The organism is Sphingomonas sp. LaA6.9 (genome assembly GCF_022601895.1).
In the GTDB taxonomy this organism is placed as follows: Bacteria; Pseudomonadota; Alphaproteobacteria; order Sphingomonadales; family Sphingomonadaceae; genus Sphingobium_A.
Map to the genome: position 1 here is coordinate 72,333 of NZ_JAKVIO010000005.1, position 16,676 is coordinate 89,008.

The window sequence follows — 16,676 nt, forward strand, 5'->3', positions numbered from 1 at the left end:
TTTTATGAACCGACGGAGGTCCAGTTTCGCTTCATCAAAATCGATGGAGAAACATCATGAAGCATTTTTCAGTCTATGCCGCGCTTGCCGCGACGCTCCTTTTTCCCGGCGCGGTCTCCGCGCATCGGACAGAGATCCACGAAACGGTGACCGTTGCCGCCGAACAGGCCATCGCGAACGTGCCGGGCAAGCGGCTGGTATCGCTGATCGTGGACTATCCGCCCGACGCCAGGTCCGTGCCGCACCGTCATGCGGGTTCCGCGTTCATCTATGCGCACGTCCTGAGCGGCGAGATCCGCAGTCAGGTCAACGACGGGCCGATGCGGGTCTACCGCCCGGGCGAGGGCTGGTTCGAGAATCCCGGCTCGCATCACCGGGTGAGTGAAAACGCCAGCAAGACCGAACCCGCTCGCCTGCTCGCGGTCTTCATCGTCGATGAAGGCGATGACCAGCTGACGACCCCTGACGGTCACTGATCCTCACACAATTCAAGGAATTACTTATGACGGAACGTCTGAACTACAACGCAGCATCCCCCACAGGCATGAAAGCGCTGGGGGCGGTGTATGGATATGTCGCGCAGTCGGGCTTGCCCGGCCGCCTCATCGATCTGGTGTATCTTCGCGCGTCGCAACTGAATGGATGCGCTTATTGCATCGACATGCATTCGCGTGACCTCATCAAGCAAGGCATGTCGGTCGAGCATCTGGTTCTTGTCCCCGCGTGGCGCGAGGCGGGAACGATCTTCTCCGACAAGGAACGGGCGGCGCTGGCCTGGGCCGAAGAGGTGACGCTCGTCGCTTCGACCGGTGTTTCAGGCGCCGCCTATGAGGCCGCCAGCGAGCATTTCAGCGAGAAGGAACTCGCCGATCTGACGATCGCAGTCGGCCTGATGAATGCCTATAACCGCATGGCCATCAGCTTCCGGGCAACGCCGCTCGCCGCTGCCGCCTGATCCCCGGGCGCGGGCGCGAGACATCCGGATTGCTCCCACGAGCTTCGACGCTCGCGTGTCCGCGCCCCACCAGAAGCACTCGAAAGGACTGAACATGAAGAAGAACAAAACCACGACCAGTTATCGCAAATCGGAAGAGGCGATCTCCGATCTCTCGCCCGAGCAGTTCAGGGTCACGCAACAGAACGGCACCGAACGCCCCGGAACCGGCGAGTATCTTCACAACAAGATGCCCGGCATTTATGTCGACGTCGTATCGGGCGAACCACTGTTCGCGTCCACCGACAAGTTCGACTCGGGCTCGGGCTGGCCCAGTTTCACCAAACCCATCGAACCCGCGCACGTAAACGAAGTGCGAGACTCGTCGCACGGCATGGACCGTGTGGAGGTTCGCTCGGCAAATGGCGACAGCCATCTCGGCCACGTCTTCCCGGATGGCCCTTCCGATCGCGGCGGCCTGCGCTACTGCATCAATTCGGCCTCGCTGCGCTTCATCCACCGGGATGACATGGTGGCGGAAGGCTATGGCGCGTATCTCGATCAGGTGGGAGATGGGTCATGACCGTCGAACGCGCCATACTCGCGGGCGGCTGTTTCTGGGGCATGCAGCAACTGATACGGCGCCTGCCCGGCGTCCTCGGCTCCCGCGTCGGCTATAGCGGGGGCGATACGCCCAACGCCACCTATCGGGATCATGGTGACCACGCCGAAGCCCTCGAAATCACTTTCGATCCCGATGAGATCAGCTTCCGCACGATTCTGGAATATTTCTTCCAGATCCACGACCCCTCGACCGTGGACCGCCAAGGCAATGACCGCGGCCGCAGCTATCGCTCGGCGATCTTCTACACGAGCGACGCGCAACAGCAGATCGCGCGGGAAACGATCCTCGATGTCGAGGCATCCGGCCTCTGGCCCGGCAAGGTCGTGACCGAACTGTCGCCCGCGGGCGACTTCTGGGAGGCCGAGATCGAGCACCAGGACTATCTGGAGCATTATCCGAGCGGCTACACCTGCCACTTCGTGCGCCCCGGCTGGAAGCTCCCATCGCGCATGAGTGCCTGAACAATGCGGGGGTCCGCAGGACCCCCGCCACACCAACCGGCGCCATCGCAGCGATCTTGTACCAGCCGCATTGGCATACCTTGAAACCGTGCCCTAGATTGCCCCCTCTTTCACCGCTTCCATCGCGACAAAGGTCGATGTGCTGGCCACATGGGGCAGGCTTGATATCTTTTCGCCCAGCACGGCGCGATACTTCTTGATGTCGGTTGTGCGGACCTTCAGGAGATAGTCGAAGCTGCTCGCGATCATATGGCACTCCTCGACCTCCCTGATCCTGCGGACAGCACGATTGAATTCATCGAGCGCGTGCTCGCGCGTGTCGGACAGCTTCACCTCCGCGAAGGCGATATGATCCATCCCGAGCTTCGCGGGATTCACGACCGCCCGAAATCCCAGGATGAAGCCCTCGTCCATCAATCGTTTGAGGCGGACCTGGCATGGCGTCTTGGACAGCCCGACACGCGCGGCGAGTTCGGTCACCGGGATACGGCCATCCTGCATCAGGATGTCGATCATCTTGAGATCGAAACCGTCCAATTGCCTAACACTTGTCTCTTCTTCGGGCATTTTACTCACAATTCCGTCAAAAATCAGGTGATACGCCTGCTTCATAGGGCAGCATAAGTCTGAATGCCAGAGCGGCATCTGCTAATATCGCGATCAGAACCCAGACGAGAGTGCAGCCATGCCGAACACCGCCCCCCGCGCGCCGGTCTTTTCGAGTTTCGCCCCAACCATTCACGAGCAAACGCCACTGCGTCAGGCGATCACCGCGGCCTATCGCCGCAGCGAGCCCGAATGTCTCGTACCGCTGGTCGAGCAGGCGACGTTGCCCGAGACGGTAATATCGGCCGCCGCGCTCACGGCTTTCGAGCTGATCACCGCACTGCGCGCCAAGCACAAGGGGACCGGCGTCGAGGGTCTGGTCCAGGAATATGCGCTGTCGAGCCAGGAAGGCGTGGCGCTGATGTGCCTCGCCGAAGCGCTGCTGCGCATACCCGATGAAGCGACGCGCGACGCGCTGATCCGCGACAAGATCGCCGACGGCGACTGGAAGGCGCATCTGGGCGGCGGCCGTTCTCTTTTCGTGAATGCAGCCACCTGGGGGCTGGTCGTCACGGGCAAGCTCACAAGCAGCGTCAATGACAGCGGCCTCGGCGCAGCACTCACCCGCCTGATCGCGCGCTGCGGCGAACCCGTGATCCGGCGTGGCGTCGACATGGCGATGCGGATGATGGGCGAACAGTTCGTGACGGGCGAGACGATCGCCGACGCGCTCAGGCGCGCGCGCCCGCTCGAGCAGCGGGGCTTCGCGTATAGCTACGACATGCTGGGCGAAGCGGCGACGACCGCGGCCGATGCCGCGCGCTATTATGCCGATTATGAACGCGCGATCCACGCGATCGGCGCGGCCTCGGCGGGGCGCGGCATCTATGCGGGGCCGGGAATCTCGATCAAGCTCTCGGCGCTGCATCCACGCTACGCACGCGCGCAGGCCGACCGCGTCATGGGCGAGCTTCTGCCCAATGTGAAGGCGCTCGCCACGATCGCGAAGTCCTACGACATCGGCCTCAACATCGATGCCGAGGAAGCCGACCGGCTCGAGCTGTCGCTCGATTTGCTCGAGGAGCTGGCGCTCGATCCCGATCTCGCGGGCTGGGACGGGCTCGGCTTCGTCGTCCAGGCCTATGGCAAGCGCTGCCCCTATGTGCTCGACTATATCATCGATCTCGCCCGGCGTGCAGGGCGGCGGATCATGGTACGGCTGGTCAAAGGCGCCTATTGGGATGCCGAGATCAAGCGCGCGCAGGTTGACGGCCTCGCCGATTTTCCCGTCTATACGCGCAAGATCCACACCGACGTCGCCTATGTCGCGTGCGCGCGCAAGCTGCTCGCCGCAACCGATGTGGTCTTCCCGCAGTTCGCCACGCACAACGCGCAGACGCTGGCGACGATCTATCACATGGCCGGGCCCGATTTCGCGATCGGCAAGTACGAGTTCCAGTGCCTGCACGGGATGGGCGAGCCGCTCTATGACGAGGTTGTCGGCAAGGACAAGCTCGACCGCCCGTGCCGCATCTATGCGCCCGTCGGCACGCACGAAACGCTGCTCGCCTATCTCGTCCGGCGCCTCCTCGAAAACGGCGCCAATTCCTCCTTCGTGAACCGTATCTCCGATCCCGACGTGCCGGTATCGGAACTGATCGCCGACCCCGTCGCGCGTGTCCGCGCCATGCCCGTCATCGGCGCGAAGCACGATCTGATCGCGCTTCCGGCGCAACTCTATGGCGAACGCGCCAACAGCGCCGGCCTTGATCTCTCGAACGAAGCGCAGCTCGCAAGCCTCGACGAGGCGCTGCGCGCAAGCGTGGCGATCGACTGGCGTGCAGTCCCCGCCGGGCGCAATGGCGATGAGGGCGCGCAGCCTGTCCGCAATCCTGCGGATCACGCTGATCTGGTCGGTACGGTCATCCACGCTTCGGCCGGGGATGTTGCCCGCGCCATGTCGCACGCGCAGGCGGCGCTGGCGCACTGGTCGTCAGTGCCCCCCGCCGAACGTGCCGCGCGGCTCGAGCGCGCGGCTGTCATCATGCAGGATCGCATGCCGACGCTGCTGGGCCTGATCATGCGCGAGGCGGGCAAGTCGCTGCCCAACGCGATCGCCGAGGTGCGCGAGGCCGTCGACTTCCTAGGCTACTACGCGCAACAGGCGCGGCGCACGCTCGGCCCCGTCCATGCGCCGCTGGGCGCAGTGACATGCATCAGCCCGTGGAACTTCCCGCTGGCGATCTTCACCGGGCAGATCGCCGCCGCGCTCGTCGCGGGCAATACGGTACTGGCCAAGCCCGCCGAGGAAACGCCGCTGATCGCGGCCGAAGGTGTCCGCATTCTCCACGAGGCTGGCATTCCCGCCGATGTGCTTCAGCTGCTTCCCGGTGAGGGCGATGTCGGCGCCGCGCTGGTCGCAGCGCCCGAAACCGCCGCAGTCATGTTCACGGGCTCGACCGAGGTCGCGCGGCTGATCCAGAAGCAGCTCGCCGTTCGCGTTTCGGCGACGGGCAAGCCGGTGCCGCTGATCGCCGAGACGGGCGGCCAGAATGCGATGATCGTCGATTCCTCGGCGCTGGCCGAACAGGTAGTCGGCGATGTCATCGCCTCGGCCTTCGACAGCGCGGGCCAGCGCTGCTCGGCGCTGCGCGTACTCTGCCTGCAGGAAGAGGTGGCCGACCGGATCCTCGACATGCTCAAGGGTGCGCTCAGGGAACTGAGCATCGGCCGCACCGACCGGCTGAGTACCGATGTCGGTCCCGTCATCACCGCCGAGGCCAGGGCCAATATCGAGGCGCATATCGAGCGCATGAAGAAGCTCGGCCATCCCGTCGAGCAGATCGCGCTTGCCGGCGAGACGCTGCATGGCACCTTCGTGCCGCCGACGATCATCGAACTCGACACGCTCGCCGATCTGACGCGCGAGGTGTTCGGGCCCGTGCTCCACGTCATCCGCTATCGCCGCAGCAAGCTCGACGCGCTGATCGATCAGATCAACGCCAGCGGCTATGGGCTTACCTTTGGTCTCCACACGCGGCTCGACGAGACGGTGGCGCATGTCACCGGACGCGTTCAGGCGGGCAATCTCTACATCAACCGCAACATCATCGGCGCGGTGGTCGGGGTTCAGCCCTTTGGCGGCCGCGGCCTTTCGGGCACCGGTCCCAAGGCGGGAGGCCCGCTCTATCTCGGCCGGCTGGTGACGGTCGCGCCGGTGCCTCCGCAGCACAGCTCGAGCAAGACCGATGCCGCGCTGCTCGATTATGCGGCATGGCTCGACGATGCCGGGCACGGCCAGTCCGCGGACCGCGCACGCCAACTGGGCGACCAGTCGGCGCTTGGCCTCGAGATCGAACTGCCCGGCCCCGTGGGAGAGAGGAACCTCTACGCGCTGCACCCGCGCGGACGCATCCTGCTGATGCCGCAAACCGAACTGGGCTTGCGCGATCAGGTGGCAGCGGTGCTCGCGACGGGCAACCACGCAGTGATCCACGCGCCCCGGGCACTTCTGGCCGCACTCGACGGCGCACCGGCAAGCGTCGCGGCACGCATCGCATGGCACGATGACTGGGCGCAGCAGGGCCCCTATGCGGGCGCGCTGGTCGAGGGCGATGCCGAAAGGATCATCGCCACCCAGGCCGAGATCGCCGCCCTGCCCGGCCCGATCGTGCTGACGCAGACGTCGCGCGGCGACAGCTCGGCGTCCGCCGATTATTGCCTGCAATGGCTGCTCGAAGAGGTGTCGACGTCGATCAACACGACCGCGGCCGGAGGCAATGCCAGCCTGATGTCGATCGGTTAGGGCAGGAAGCGCCGCGCTAACGGGCGCCTTCGGCCTGATCCCAGAGCGTGCGGATGTGGTGAATGACCGCTTCCGCAAGCGGATTGCCAGCCAGGCCGCGGGCGACGATCCTCTCCCAGTCGACGAGCGACATTTTCGGTTCGAGTTGGCGGACGCGGATCATCAACGCACGTGCTTCGTCGGCGCGGCCTGTTTGTGCCGCGACAAAGGCCTCGCCGAGATAGCCGCTGGTCGCGCCCGGGTTTATCTGCGTGGCCTGGGCGTAGGCGCGCGCTGCGGCCTCCCAGTCGCCTGCGCGGACATGCGTCGCCCCGCGCCAGATGCAGGAGGCGAACAGCGTATGTGACCCCGGTGCCGCCTTGAGCTCGGCCTCGAAATGCGCCAGCGCCTCGTCGATCCGGTCGAGCAACAGGCACGCGACGGCGCAGCTATAGTGCGCAAGCCCGAAATTGGGGCTCAGCTGGATCGCGCGCTCGGCAGGGCGGATCGCATCCTGTGGCTGGCCGATATAGTTGAAGGCCTCGGCCACATGCGCGAGCACCATTGCGCTGTCGGGTTCGAGCGCCAGCGCGCGTTCGATATGCGCCCTGATCGCGCGGACCGTCTCGTCGTCGTCGGGCGACGTCCACATGTAGATCGTCGCCCTGGCGTCGGCGAGCATGGCATGGGCGAGCGCATAATCGGGTGACAGATCCACGGCGCGCTGCGCTTCGGTCAACGCCTGGGCCAGCGAATCGGGCGTGATCTGCCGATAGGCGGCGATCGCCCGCGTGACGCATTCCCAGGCCGTCAGATTGGCGGGTTTGCGCAGGACGCGCTCCATCTCCATGCGATGGACCTGCGAATCGAGATGCGCGGCAAGGTCGAGCACCAGATCTTCCTGCAGCGCGGCAAGCTCCGACAGGGGGCGTTCGAATTTCTGTGTCCACAGGATGGCGCCGCTGGCGGCCTCGACCAGCTGGGCGGTCACGCGCAGGTCCTGCCCTGCGCGGCGAACATTGCCTTCCATGACATAGCGCACGCCGAGATGGCGGGCCATGACCTCCAGATCGGGAATGCCCCCCGCACGGAAGCGCGCGGTCGCCGAACTCGCAATGACGCGCAGATTGACGCCCTGCGACAGCGCATCGATCAGGTCCTCGACCATGCCGATCGCGAAAACATCGTCCTCGGGCAGCCCCGAGCGGTTGGTGAACGGCAGGACCGCCAGGCTCGGAGCCTCGCCATGCATGTCCCGCGACGGCGCGGGGGCTTGCGACGATGCGGCGGGCTGTTCGGCCATGGCCGGCATCGGCTCGGGAGCCCGGCGGCCGAGAACGCCACGGACATCACGGACGAAGGCCTGCCAGGCGGGATCGCCTGGGTCGCCCTGCCAATGGCCGAGTTCGGCGGTCTGCGTCAGTTCGAACATGATCGGCCGCTCGCAGGGTTCGATCATGGCGGGGACGAGCGTCCCGTTGCGATCGGCGAGTGTCGCTTCGGCACGCACCCAACGCGATATGACCGAGCGCGGCGACCATAATACCACCACTGCACGCGCGCCGCGCAGCGCCGCCTCGGTTACCTCGTCATAGGCCTCGCCCGAGCGCAGCGTGACATCCCACCACACCGAAAGCCCCTCTGCTTCGAGCGCCTCGGCATAGAGCCGCGCGACCTGCTGGTCGTTCCGGTTGTACGAGAGGAAGATGTCGGGCAAGCGATTCTCCTCATCTGAGCAAACGCTTCCGACAAGCACAATCGGGCTCGCCCATGGGCAAAGCCGGGTGCGTTGCAAAAACCGCACCTGGCGTTGCGAAGAGCCTGTCGCGCGCTATCGCTTATGCCGCATTTGCCGCGCCGCAACAATCGGAGTCTGCGACGTATCGCCCGCCCGTTCACGCCTGCCAGAGCACCTGTCCGGGGTGGATCATCATGTCATAGGTGATCTGCACGCCGCGCACGCGCTGCTGCGGCGAAAGACCGAAATCCTGCGCGATGGGCGAACTGTCGAGTGGTTCGAGCACCATGTCGAAATCGATCAGATGCGGGAGCGCGTCGAAGCGGGTCACTTGGCCCATCGCTTCGGTAATCGCCTGGTAACAGGCATTACGGCCATCGGCGACATCGCGGAACTGCTTGAGAAACAGCTGCGGGACGCGTTCGGCAAGAATATCGGCGATGCCGTTGACGGCAAAATCAAGGCCGGGATGCCAGTGGTCGATCGCAGGGGCAAGATGGCTATGCAGCGCGCGCGCGGCATCGCCGAACGAAGCGATCGACTGCAGCGTCGCACTGGTCTGCTGGCCGACGGGACTCAGCGTCAGCAGCCGGTGCCGCCGCTCCTCCTCGTCCGCGCCGAAGGTCGCGGTTGCGAACAGGTCCACGCTCAGCGTGTCGGCGGGGTGGTCCGGATCGCCGGGCAGCGCGATCCAGCCGCGCTGCTTCATATAGCCAAAGATCTCGCGACCCGAAGCAATCGCGACCGGGTTGTCGAGGACGAGATAGGGCATGACGAAATCGAAATGGGTGGCGATGGTTCGCCCGTTTACTTCGCGCACGCGCACCGCCGGGATCCAGAAGGTCAGCTCGCGTTCGGGCGACCAGCCCATCTCCGGCACGTCGGTGAATACGCCATGCCCGATATCGACGATCGACATCATCATCACCGGGGCGAGCGGCCGCACCTGCACCGCGCCACCGCTGGGCTCGTTGAACAGCTTTCGGCAGAAAGCTTCGAGTTTCGCGGGATCCGCATCGAGCAGGAACGCCCACATTTTCGTGTCCTTGAGACTGATCGGCCCGGGAAAGGTCATCAGCCCGCCATGGTCGACATAGCGCGGGAAGGCGCCCGATCCGCTCGCCTCGCGCGGGGCAGCCGCAAGCGCTGCCGCGTCGACGCGGCGGATCGTCTCGGGCAGTCCCGAAATCGCGCGCGAGGCGAGCATGCCCGACACCGTCGTCGCTTCGAACGAGCCCAGATTCTGGCCGTTCTGGATCCAGTCTCCGGCGAGAAAAAGATTGTGATAGGTCGAACCGGCGCTCGGCATCCGGTGCCGTGACGAGCCCGCCACACTCAGCGTGTAGCGCTCGCCGGGATCGATATTCGCGCGACTATAGGTGCTGACCAGGGTGCCCGCGCGCGGACCATTCTTGCCGAACCGATCCTTCCAGAACACCCCTGCATCCTGATCGAGATAGACCTTCGCGCTCGCGTCCACGGCCTGCTGGACCCGCGCCGGATAGTCTTGCGCGCTCGCCGGCGGCGGAAAGCGCGGACAGGGCAGCGGTCCGCACGCGATCTGTTCCGAAATCACGCCGCTGGTCGTCGGCCAGCCCTCGGTCCTGAGCACCTCCGAAATATCCGCCCAGCTGTCGAGATTGCTGACGTCATAGGCGCCGACCATGGCGGGCTCGGTCCAGCCAAGCGCCTGCTCGTCGGCGGTCATCCAGGTCTGCAGGCTCTGCGTTGCGGTGGTCTGTACGGCGTCGACCATCGTTCGCCATTCGGCCTTCTGCGCGATCAGCTGCGCGCAGATCACCGGATGCGCGGCGGGCGGGATCGCGAGCACGAGCAGGTCGTAGTCGTGCCCCGCGGCGAGGGTGAGCGGCGCGCCCGTGTCCTGCCAGGGCGTCCAGCGCGATTCGAGATCGACCCCCGCCGCCTCCAGTGCCCCGCCATTGACGATCTGCTCGTAAAGCGGGCGGTCGGGCCATACGCGCTGCCCCGAAGCCAGCGTCCGCAGCGGGAGATATTCGGGTTGTTTCAGCGCCACCTGCCTGCCGATATGAACCTCCGCGATCGAGGCGCCGTCGGCCGTGGGCACAAGCGTGTCGATGCGTGCGAAAAATTCGAAGCGCACGCCGCGCGCGTGCAGCACCTCGTAAAGCGGGGCCATGATCAGGTCGCCGGTCGCGGTATTGAACTTCCAGATCAGCGAGCCTTGGTAGCAGGCGGTGTTCATCAGCGAGACGAACATCGTGCCCGCCTCGACATTGCCGTCGCCCTGCCAGTCGCCTTCGGGATAGGCGAAGATCAAGTCGTACAACGAGCGCACGAGCGCCGATTCCACCGCGATCTCGCCCGCGCCGTGGCTGCGCAGCCAGGCCTTGTAGTCGAGCGTGTTGACGCGTTCGAGATTCGCCGCGGGATCGAGCAGCAGGCCATCGCGCAGGCCTCCGATCAGGCTCGACAGCGCAAGCTCCGCGAGGATCCAGAACCGCCGCAGCCCGGTATCGCGGACAAGTTTACCGGCAACGCGGTGGCCCATCCAGCGACGCACGGCCTCGAGCGCGCCCGCCAGTTCTGCATGATGGCGCAGCTGATGGTTCGCGCTGTCGGGATCGAGCGCCCTGACCAGCGCGATCGCACCGCGCACCACATCGCGTCCCAATGTCTGCGCCGCCTCCTCGACCTCCCCGAGCATCCTTGCCAGCAGCCGTCGCCACCAGGAACGGTGCCGTGCCTGCACATCTGGCAAGAAGGTCGGGGCATGCGTGTGCGCGGTGTGGTGATCGATCCATTCAAGAATCTGGATCATCCGCTGCCACAGATCGGGGGGCGCGTCGATGCCCGGCGTGCCGGGAAACACAGTAGCGTCAATGACCCAGGGCAACCATTGTCCGTCGACCTCCTCCATCAATGTCATCGAGCTTTGCTGGGTGAAACCTTCGCGCCAGTCGGCAAAGGGCGGATGCGCAGCCTCGCGGTACAGCCCCTGGACCATGTGGAAGGCATTTTCATATTGTCCCATGAACACATGGAGCCCGTGCTCCTGGATGCGGTCATGGATGTCGGCGTTGCGCCCGGTCGCGCATTTGCCGCCCAGCCGCCAGCCGAGCTGATAGATCGTGACGCTGTAGCGGCCCTGCTGTTCGGGCGCGGTCAGGTTGAGCGCGGTGACCAGCCCGCCAAGGCCGCCGCCGAGAATCGCGACGCGCTGCGCCGTCATGGGTTCGCCTTTCGCGAAACGACCTTGCGCGGGGCGGGTGCCGGACGCGGGGCGTGCTGGTCATGGTGCGGCCACAGCGGGAGATCGCTGCGATTGGCGAATATCTGGAAGCTCGCGAACAGGAAGGGGATCCCCATGGCAAAGGGGGAGATGAGGTGGATGTCGTCGATCTCGGGATAGCCCAACCATGCATCGATCGCGGCCATGCTGCCGTACACGCCGACCGGCAGCCAGGCCATCACGCGCGAGTACGCGCCGCGCCAGGGGCGATGCGGCAGGCGCGGCTCGAGCCATCTGAACAGCAGGAAGACGATGAAAGCGGTCAGCAGCCAGCCGCGATAGTTGAGGAGCGGCACGCCGAAATGCTCGCCGCCATCCGCCCAGATCCACGCCGGATGGCCCAAATTGGTCTCGTCGAGCAGGACCGGCAGGCACCCCGCGCTGCCCGTTTCGCACGGGTGGAAGCTCATGATCGGATCCATCGTAAGATCCCACGCGGTCATCACCAGCGCGCTCAGTGCTGCCATCCAGGCGATCCAGGCGGTGCCGGTCCTGACCGCGACGGGGTTGCCCTCGGCAAGCAGGTTGGTCACCACATAGCTCGGATAGAACATCATGTACCAGGCGAACGGGATCAGCACGGGTATTCGGCCGAACAGCTTGGGACCGAGCAGGCTGGTATAGTGATAGGGCCCGAAGATCGCGCCCGTGCTCTCCCCCACATATTCGAAGCAGAACGAGATGGTGACGCACAGGACAATGAGCGTGAGCGCACGCGGCCAGCCCAGCATCACCGTCGAATGCAGGAAGCAGAACAATGCGAGCGTCGGGACAAGGATCGACCAGGGCAGCCGTTCAAGGGGAAGGTTGAAGCCGCCGGTCCTGATCCCGACGTAAAACACCGTCGTCACCAGGAACAGCAGCATCAGCCACACCGATCCGGGAACCTTCGATTGTGTCGCTTCAGACCGATCCATCGGCATTTCCCCGTTTCAGGCTGGGATTGAGATCTGCTTGCCTCCGAAAACTGACTGCCAACTCTCGATTTCCGCGACCACGATCGCGTCGGTCACATGCGCCAGCTCGGCAACGCACGCATAGTCCAGCGCACTGTCGGGCGCGGAGCGGAGCAGCTTGATGCGACGATGCACTGCGTCAAGTTTTTCGGCGGCTACCTCCGAAATCGCCGCGAATCGCTCGAAATCGCCAAAGAAGCGGATTCCGGCGATGGCGCTGGCGAAGGACGGAAAGATCACCCCGAACAGCGTGAAATATTTGGACGCATAGGCCAGCAGCCCAGGATCGAGATAGCCCAGCGAGGTTGCCAGCTTGAGCGCGAGATAGGCAACGACCGAAACCACGGCGAGCACGAACAACATCCCCGCGAGAAGGTCGAGCCGGTGGTGAACGCGTTTCAGCCGGTGCGCCTTGGCGAAGTGATAGTCGCGCTGGGAGGTGACATGTTCGTCGAGCGGTCCTTCGAGCGCATGACGCAGATAGGCGGAGGTCAGGGTCACCCGCGGCAGGCCGATCTCGCGAATGGCCTGCCGCGCGTACCATTCTGGCCATGACGTCGTCGTGCCGCGGGGCCAGCGTCCGGGCGGCCGCGTAACCCCGAGCAGGATCAGCAGCGGACTGTGCCTCAGATATTCCGCAACGCGCCGCGTTTCGAACCAGCGGCCATGCCAGCGCCGGCGCTGACCGACAAAGGTGATCGCGAGGATGACGCCCACCAGCACCAGCTCGAGCAGTGCGAAGGGCCATTTCCGGTCATTGCCATAGAATGGCAGATAGATGATCCCGCCAACCACGGCCAGGCTCGAGAGCAGGAAGCTGACCATCATCCCGCCGCGATAGGCATCGGACAGTCGCGCCGAGACGCCATCGGCCCAGGCGAAGCGGCGCAGCACCCCATGATCGATCCCGTCGGCAAGCGCGGGGTCGCCCTGCGGCAGCGCGTTGACCTCGGCGAGCAGCGTGGCGCCGCTGCCACTGCCGATCGACGTGGGCGGCTCATAGCGCTGGATGATCGATCGAAAGGGCGACAGGCCCGGATCGCCTCCGAACAACGCCTCCACCCGCCGATAGCCGTGCGCCAGCGGATTGCTCCGTCCGTGCCAGCGTTCCTGGGTGAGTGTTGCGAGCCCGAGATCGCCGGGAGGGCGCGCCTGCGGCGCATCGCCATCGGGATCGAGCGCGGTGCTAACCAGGCGGAGCAGCGCGTCGTCGCGCCCGGCGCCCTCATCCTCGTTGGTGAGCGTCGCCAGCGATTCGGGCGCATGGAGGATGCGCCACGCCTCGGGCTCCGCGGGATCGATCCAGAGCACGGGAGCACCGCGCTCGAGCGCCGCGGCCATGGTGTGCCCGGTGCCGCCGACATGCGCGGTGGTGATGCCGTCCCAGAGCGCGATGACGATATCGGATTGCTCGACCATCGCGATTCCGGCGAGCGCCACGCGCTGCGAGGTTTCAGCGTTGAACAGTCGCGTCAGTTCCGAGCTGTCAGGTGACTCGTAACGTGCCAGGAACAGCGCGGCGATCCGCGCGTCGCACTCGGCGAGCTCGAACAGTCGCGCTTCGCGGTACAGCGCATCGAGCGCTTCAGCGCGTGCGGCGGTCGGAGCATCGTCGACGCGCTCCCCCGCCAATAGCGCGCGGGCGTCGGCGGTGGAGACGGGTGCGGCATTGATCGCCGTGTTAAGTCGACGGCCAAAGGGCAGGGGGCACGACAGCTCCCAGCCATGCCCCAGCGCGAGCCTCGCCGCGAGCTGGTCAATGCCGTCGGCGAGCAGACAATGCAATCGCGCAGGGGCTGTCGGGGGGGCTCCCTGGATTGGCGGCGCCGCCGCGATGCCTTCGGCGATCCGTTCCAGAATGGCGCCGAAGCTCGTCGCGATCCGCGCATGGTTTGCGGCGAAGCCCGGATGCGTCGCACGATGGCCGGTGACGCCGATGCACAATCTGCGCGCGGGCGTTGGCGGCGCTTCGGAGGTCACTGGTCTTCCTCGGCCATATATCCCCGCGTTCCCCTCAAGCCACGATCAACCCGGCAGCGCCGCGGCGTTGGTGCAGCGGACCGGACAAGCTATTGCTTCACCCATCTCTTGCCTCCCCAGAACAGGCTCATCATCGTTGTCGCAAAGATGCAGGCGATCGCGAATTGTGAAAGGCGCGTGATCCAGATCCCCGCATTCGACGGCCCGGTCAGGATCGCCATCCCGAAGATCAGCAGGCTGGCATTCAGGGTGATCAGATAGACCGGCGCCGCCGGCCCTCCCTTCTCGATGCGGGCGCCAAAGGCGCATGCGACGACAAAGGTGATGAGCGCCAGCGTAACCAGCGAGGGCAAGATCTGAAGCAGCGCGAAGCACAGCAGCCCGATAAGGCCGCCGATCAGATTGCCCAGCATCATCGCCATTCCGTGCATGAAGCCGCGCTGCGGGTCCAGATTGGTCACCAGCAATACCGTGGTGACCAGTACCGGCAAGGCGTCGGTCAAACCGAACATCAGATGGACCAGCATCACGGGCATGACGATCGCCGTTCCCGCCAGCGCGGCGCGCACGGGAGACCCGACCGGCGCCGCCGCGGGCGCCGCCGCCCGGGCAATCACGCGCGGCCACAGTGCATGCATGCACCACAGCACGAACACTGCGATCGCGGTCGCGCGTACCAGCGCAATCGGCAGGAGGCTTGCCTGATCTGGACTGGTCAGGGCGACGATCGGCACCGTCGCGATGCACAGCAGCAACAACATTGCGGGCAATTTTGCCTTTCCAAGCGCCATGACGAGGAGCGCGAGAAACACGATCAGCCCTATCACGCCAACCAGGATCTGCGGAGAGAAGCGCAGCAATGACGGCAGCGCAAAGGCGATCAATGCCGCGATCGCCATGACCAGCACCAGCACCACCCCGACCTTGAAAGGCGGAGAGGCCGGCAGGTTGGCGTGCAGCGCCGCCATCAGCAATGGGGCGATGAATGACGGATGCCATCCCATCGCCTCGCAGATGACCATCGCCAGCGAGATACCCGTTCCGAAACGGAGGACCCAGTGCAGACGCGCCAGTTCGACTGGATCGCGCGTCACATTGCCGGCGGTCGACGCGTAAGCCATGGCTATCGCAGATAGCTCAGCAGCGCGATGATACGGATCCACAACCTGCCGATCGGATTGAGGATCGAGCCGGAATCGGTGAACACGATGACATTGGCCTGCGCGCCGCTGCGCCCATAGGCAATGGCTTCCTTGCCGTCGTCGGTCGGCATCAGCCTGATCCGCACGGGAAAGCGTTGCGGTTCGCGGAGCCACCCCGTCGCGGGCTGGACCTGGGGAAGCTGCCCGGTCGGTACTTCGTCTCCCTGCGCAATACCCCAGCCGATGCTTTCCACCCGGCCGGTGAAGAGGCGGCCCGGATTGTCGTCAAGCGCCACCAGAACCTCGTTGCCCGGCTTCAGATTGCCAAGCTGATTCTCCCGCATCGCCGCCGAAATCCAGCGCGGACCATATTCGATGAAGCTGAGCAGAGGTTGCGCGCGGTTGACGAACTGGCCGGCCGACAGCCTGAGGTTGGTCACCACGCCATCGGCGGGGGCGACGACCGTGGTGTTGCGCAGATCGAGCCGTGCCTGCTGCACCGCGGCGGCCGCCTGCCGCACCTTCGCGTTGGCATTGCCCGATTCGCCCAGATTCTGGCGCGCGCGTTCGACTTCCGCCTCGGCGCGCACGACATCGGCCTCGGTCTTGGCAACATCGGCGCGTGCCCTGATGCCGCTGGTTTCCGACAATGCGCTCTTGTCCACGAGGTCGGTGATAATCTTGCCGAGCTTGCGGCTGGCCGCCAAGTCGACGCGCTGCTTGTGGAGCGCGGCCTGTGCAACGCCGATCTCGACCGACGAGACTCCCGCGGACTGGACTGCGACCGCCAGATTGGCTTCGGCGGCGCGCAGCGCGATCTCGAACGGTTCGGGGTCGATCCGGAACAGCACCTGTCCCTTCCTGACCGTGCCATTATCGGTGACGCGCACCTCAAGCACCTCGCCTGCAACCTCGGGCGCGATCTGCACGAGCAGCGTATCGATCGTCGCATCCGACGAATAGGGCGTGATCCGGTCGGCTACCACATGATAGACGAACATGACCAGCAGCGTGGCCAGCCCGATCAATATGATCCGGCGAACCGGGTCCTTCGCGGGTTTCGCCGGCGCGGCGTCGGCCGCGACGGAGGCATCAGCGTCCGCAGGCTCGGTATCGCCACTTCGCATGCTGGTGTCGGACGAAGGCGACGCAGGCGTGTCCCCCGTGGGGGTCGGCGTTTCCTCGCGGGGAAGGTCTTGAGATACGGTCATTGTCGCGATCCCCCTCGACGGTCGGCCA

The 16,676-nt window shown here is 65.3% G+C and carries 12 protein-coding genes; 5 read left to right on the top strand and 7 right to left on the bottom strand.

Annotation, left to right across the window (positions count from 1 at the left end; translation table 11 throughout):
• The first annotated feature begins 56 nt into the window (after positions 1-56).
• The 4 genes from MKI88_RS04265 (at position 57) to msrA (ending at position 2,020) form a co-directional block, all read left to right on the top strand.
• The gene (locus MKI88_RS04265) at positions 57-476 is read left to right on the top strand and encodes a cupin domain-containing protein (protein ID WP_241629717.1); all 420 of its coding nucleotides are present in this window, start codon (positions 57-59) and stop codon (positions 474-476) included.
• A gap of 26 nt (positions 477-502) precedes the next feature.
• Positions 503-955, top strand: a complete 453-nt coding sequence (locus MKI88_RS04270) for a carboxymuconolactone decarboxylase family protein (protein WP_241629718.1) — start codon at positions 503-505, stop codon at positions 953-955.
• Positions 956-1,049: 94 nt separating this feature from the next.
• Complete coding sequence (msrB, locus tag MKI88_RS04275) at positions 1,050-1,517, top strand: peptide-methionine (R)-S-oxide reductase MsrB (RefSeq protein ID WP_241629719.1); 468 nt, start codon at positions 1,050-1,052, stop codon at positions 1,515-1,517.
• Positions 1,514-2,020: a peptide-methionine (S)-S-oxide reductase MsrA gene (gene msrA / locus MKI88_RS04280; protein WP_241629720.1), complete on the top strand. Its 507-nt coding sequence runs from the start codon at positions 1,514-1,516 to the stop codon at positions 2,018-2,020. The genes msrB and msrA overlap by 4 nt, the downstream gene beginning before the upstream one ends.
• A gap of 93 nt (positions 2,021-2,113) precedes the next feature.
• On the opposite strand, the gene MKI88_RS04285 is transcribed toward msrA, so the two are convergent.
• The gene (locus MKI88_RS04285; RefSeq protein ID WP_241629791.1) at positions 2,114-2,587 is read right to left on the bottom strand and encodes an Lrp/AsnC family transcriptional regulator; all 474 of its coding nucleotides are present in this window, start codon (positions 2,585-2,587) and stop codon (positions 2,114-2,116) included.
• Between the two features lie 118 nt (positions 2,588-2,705).
• On the opposite strand from MKI88_RS04285, the gene putA reads away from it, so the two are divergent.
• Positions 2,706-6,371 carry a trifunctional transcriptional regulator/proline dehydrogenase/L-glutamate gamma-semialdehyde dehydrogenase gene (gene putA / locus MKI88_RS04290; protein ID WP_241629721.1) on the top strand — a complete coding sequence of 1,222 codons (3,666 nt, stop codon included), beginning with the start codon at positions 2,706-2,708 and terminating at the stop codon, positions 6,369-6,371.
• A 16-nt stretch (positions 6,372-6,387) separates the two neighbouring features.
• On the opposite strand, the gene MKI88_RS04295 is transcribed toward putA, so the two are convergent.
• The 6 genes from MKI88_RS04295 to MKI88_RS04320 form a co-directional block, all read right to left on the bottom strand.
• Positions 6,388-8,067 carry a TIR domain-containing protein gene (locus tag MKI88_RS04295; protein WP_241629722.1) on the bottom strand — a complete coding sequence of 560 codons (1,680 nt, stop codon included), beginning with the start codon at positions 8,065-8,067 and terminating at the stop codon, positions 6,388-6,390.
• A 178-nt stretch (positions 8,068-8,245) separates the two neighbouring features.
• A complete protein-coding gene (locus tag MKI88_RS04300) occupies positions 8,246-11,299 on the bottom strand; it encodes an NAD(P)-binding protein (protein WP_241629723.1) in 3,054 nt (1,017 codons plus the stop codon).
• The gene (locus tag MKI88_RS04305; RefSeq protein WP_241629724.1) at positions 11,296-12,276 is read right to left on the bottom strand and encodes a carotenoid biosynthesis protein; all 981 of its coding nucleotides are present in this window, start codon (positions 12,274-12,276) and stop codon (positions 11,296-11,298) included. Before MKI88_RS04305 ends, MKI88_RS04300 begins: the two co-directional genes overlap by 4 nt.
• 15 nt (positions 12,277-12,291) lie before the next feature.
• A complete protein-coding gene (locus tag MKI88_RS04310; RefSeq protein ID WP_241629725.1) occupies positions 12,292-14,295 on the bottom strand; it encodes a hypothetical protein in 2,004 nt (667 codons plus the stop codon).
• 89 nt (positions 14,296-14,384) lie between these two features.
• Positions 14,385-15,416, bottom strand: a complete 1,032-nt coding sequence (locus MKI88_RS04315; protein ID WP_241629726.1) for a DUF2955 domain-containing protein — start codon at positions 15,414-15,416, stop codon at positions 14,385-14,387.
• Positions 15,417-15,418: 2 nt separating this feature from the next.
• On the bottom strand, positions 15,419-16,648 hold the full coding sequence (locus tag MKI88_RS04320; protein ID WP_241629727.1) for an HlyD family secretion protein: 1,230 nt from the start codon (positions 16,646-16,648) through the stop codon (positions 15,419-15,421).
• Positions 16,649-16,676 lie beyond the last annotated feature (28 nt).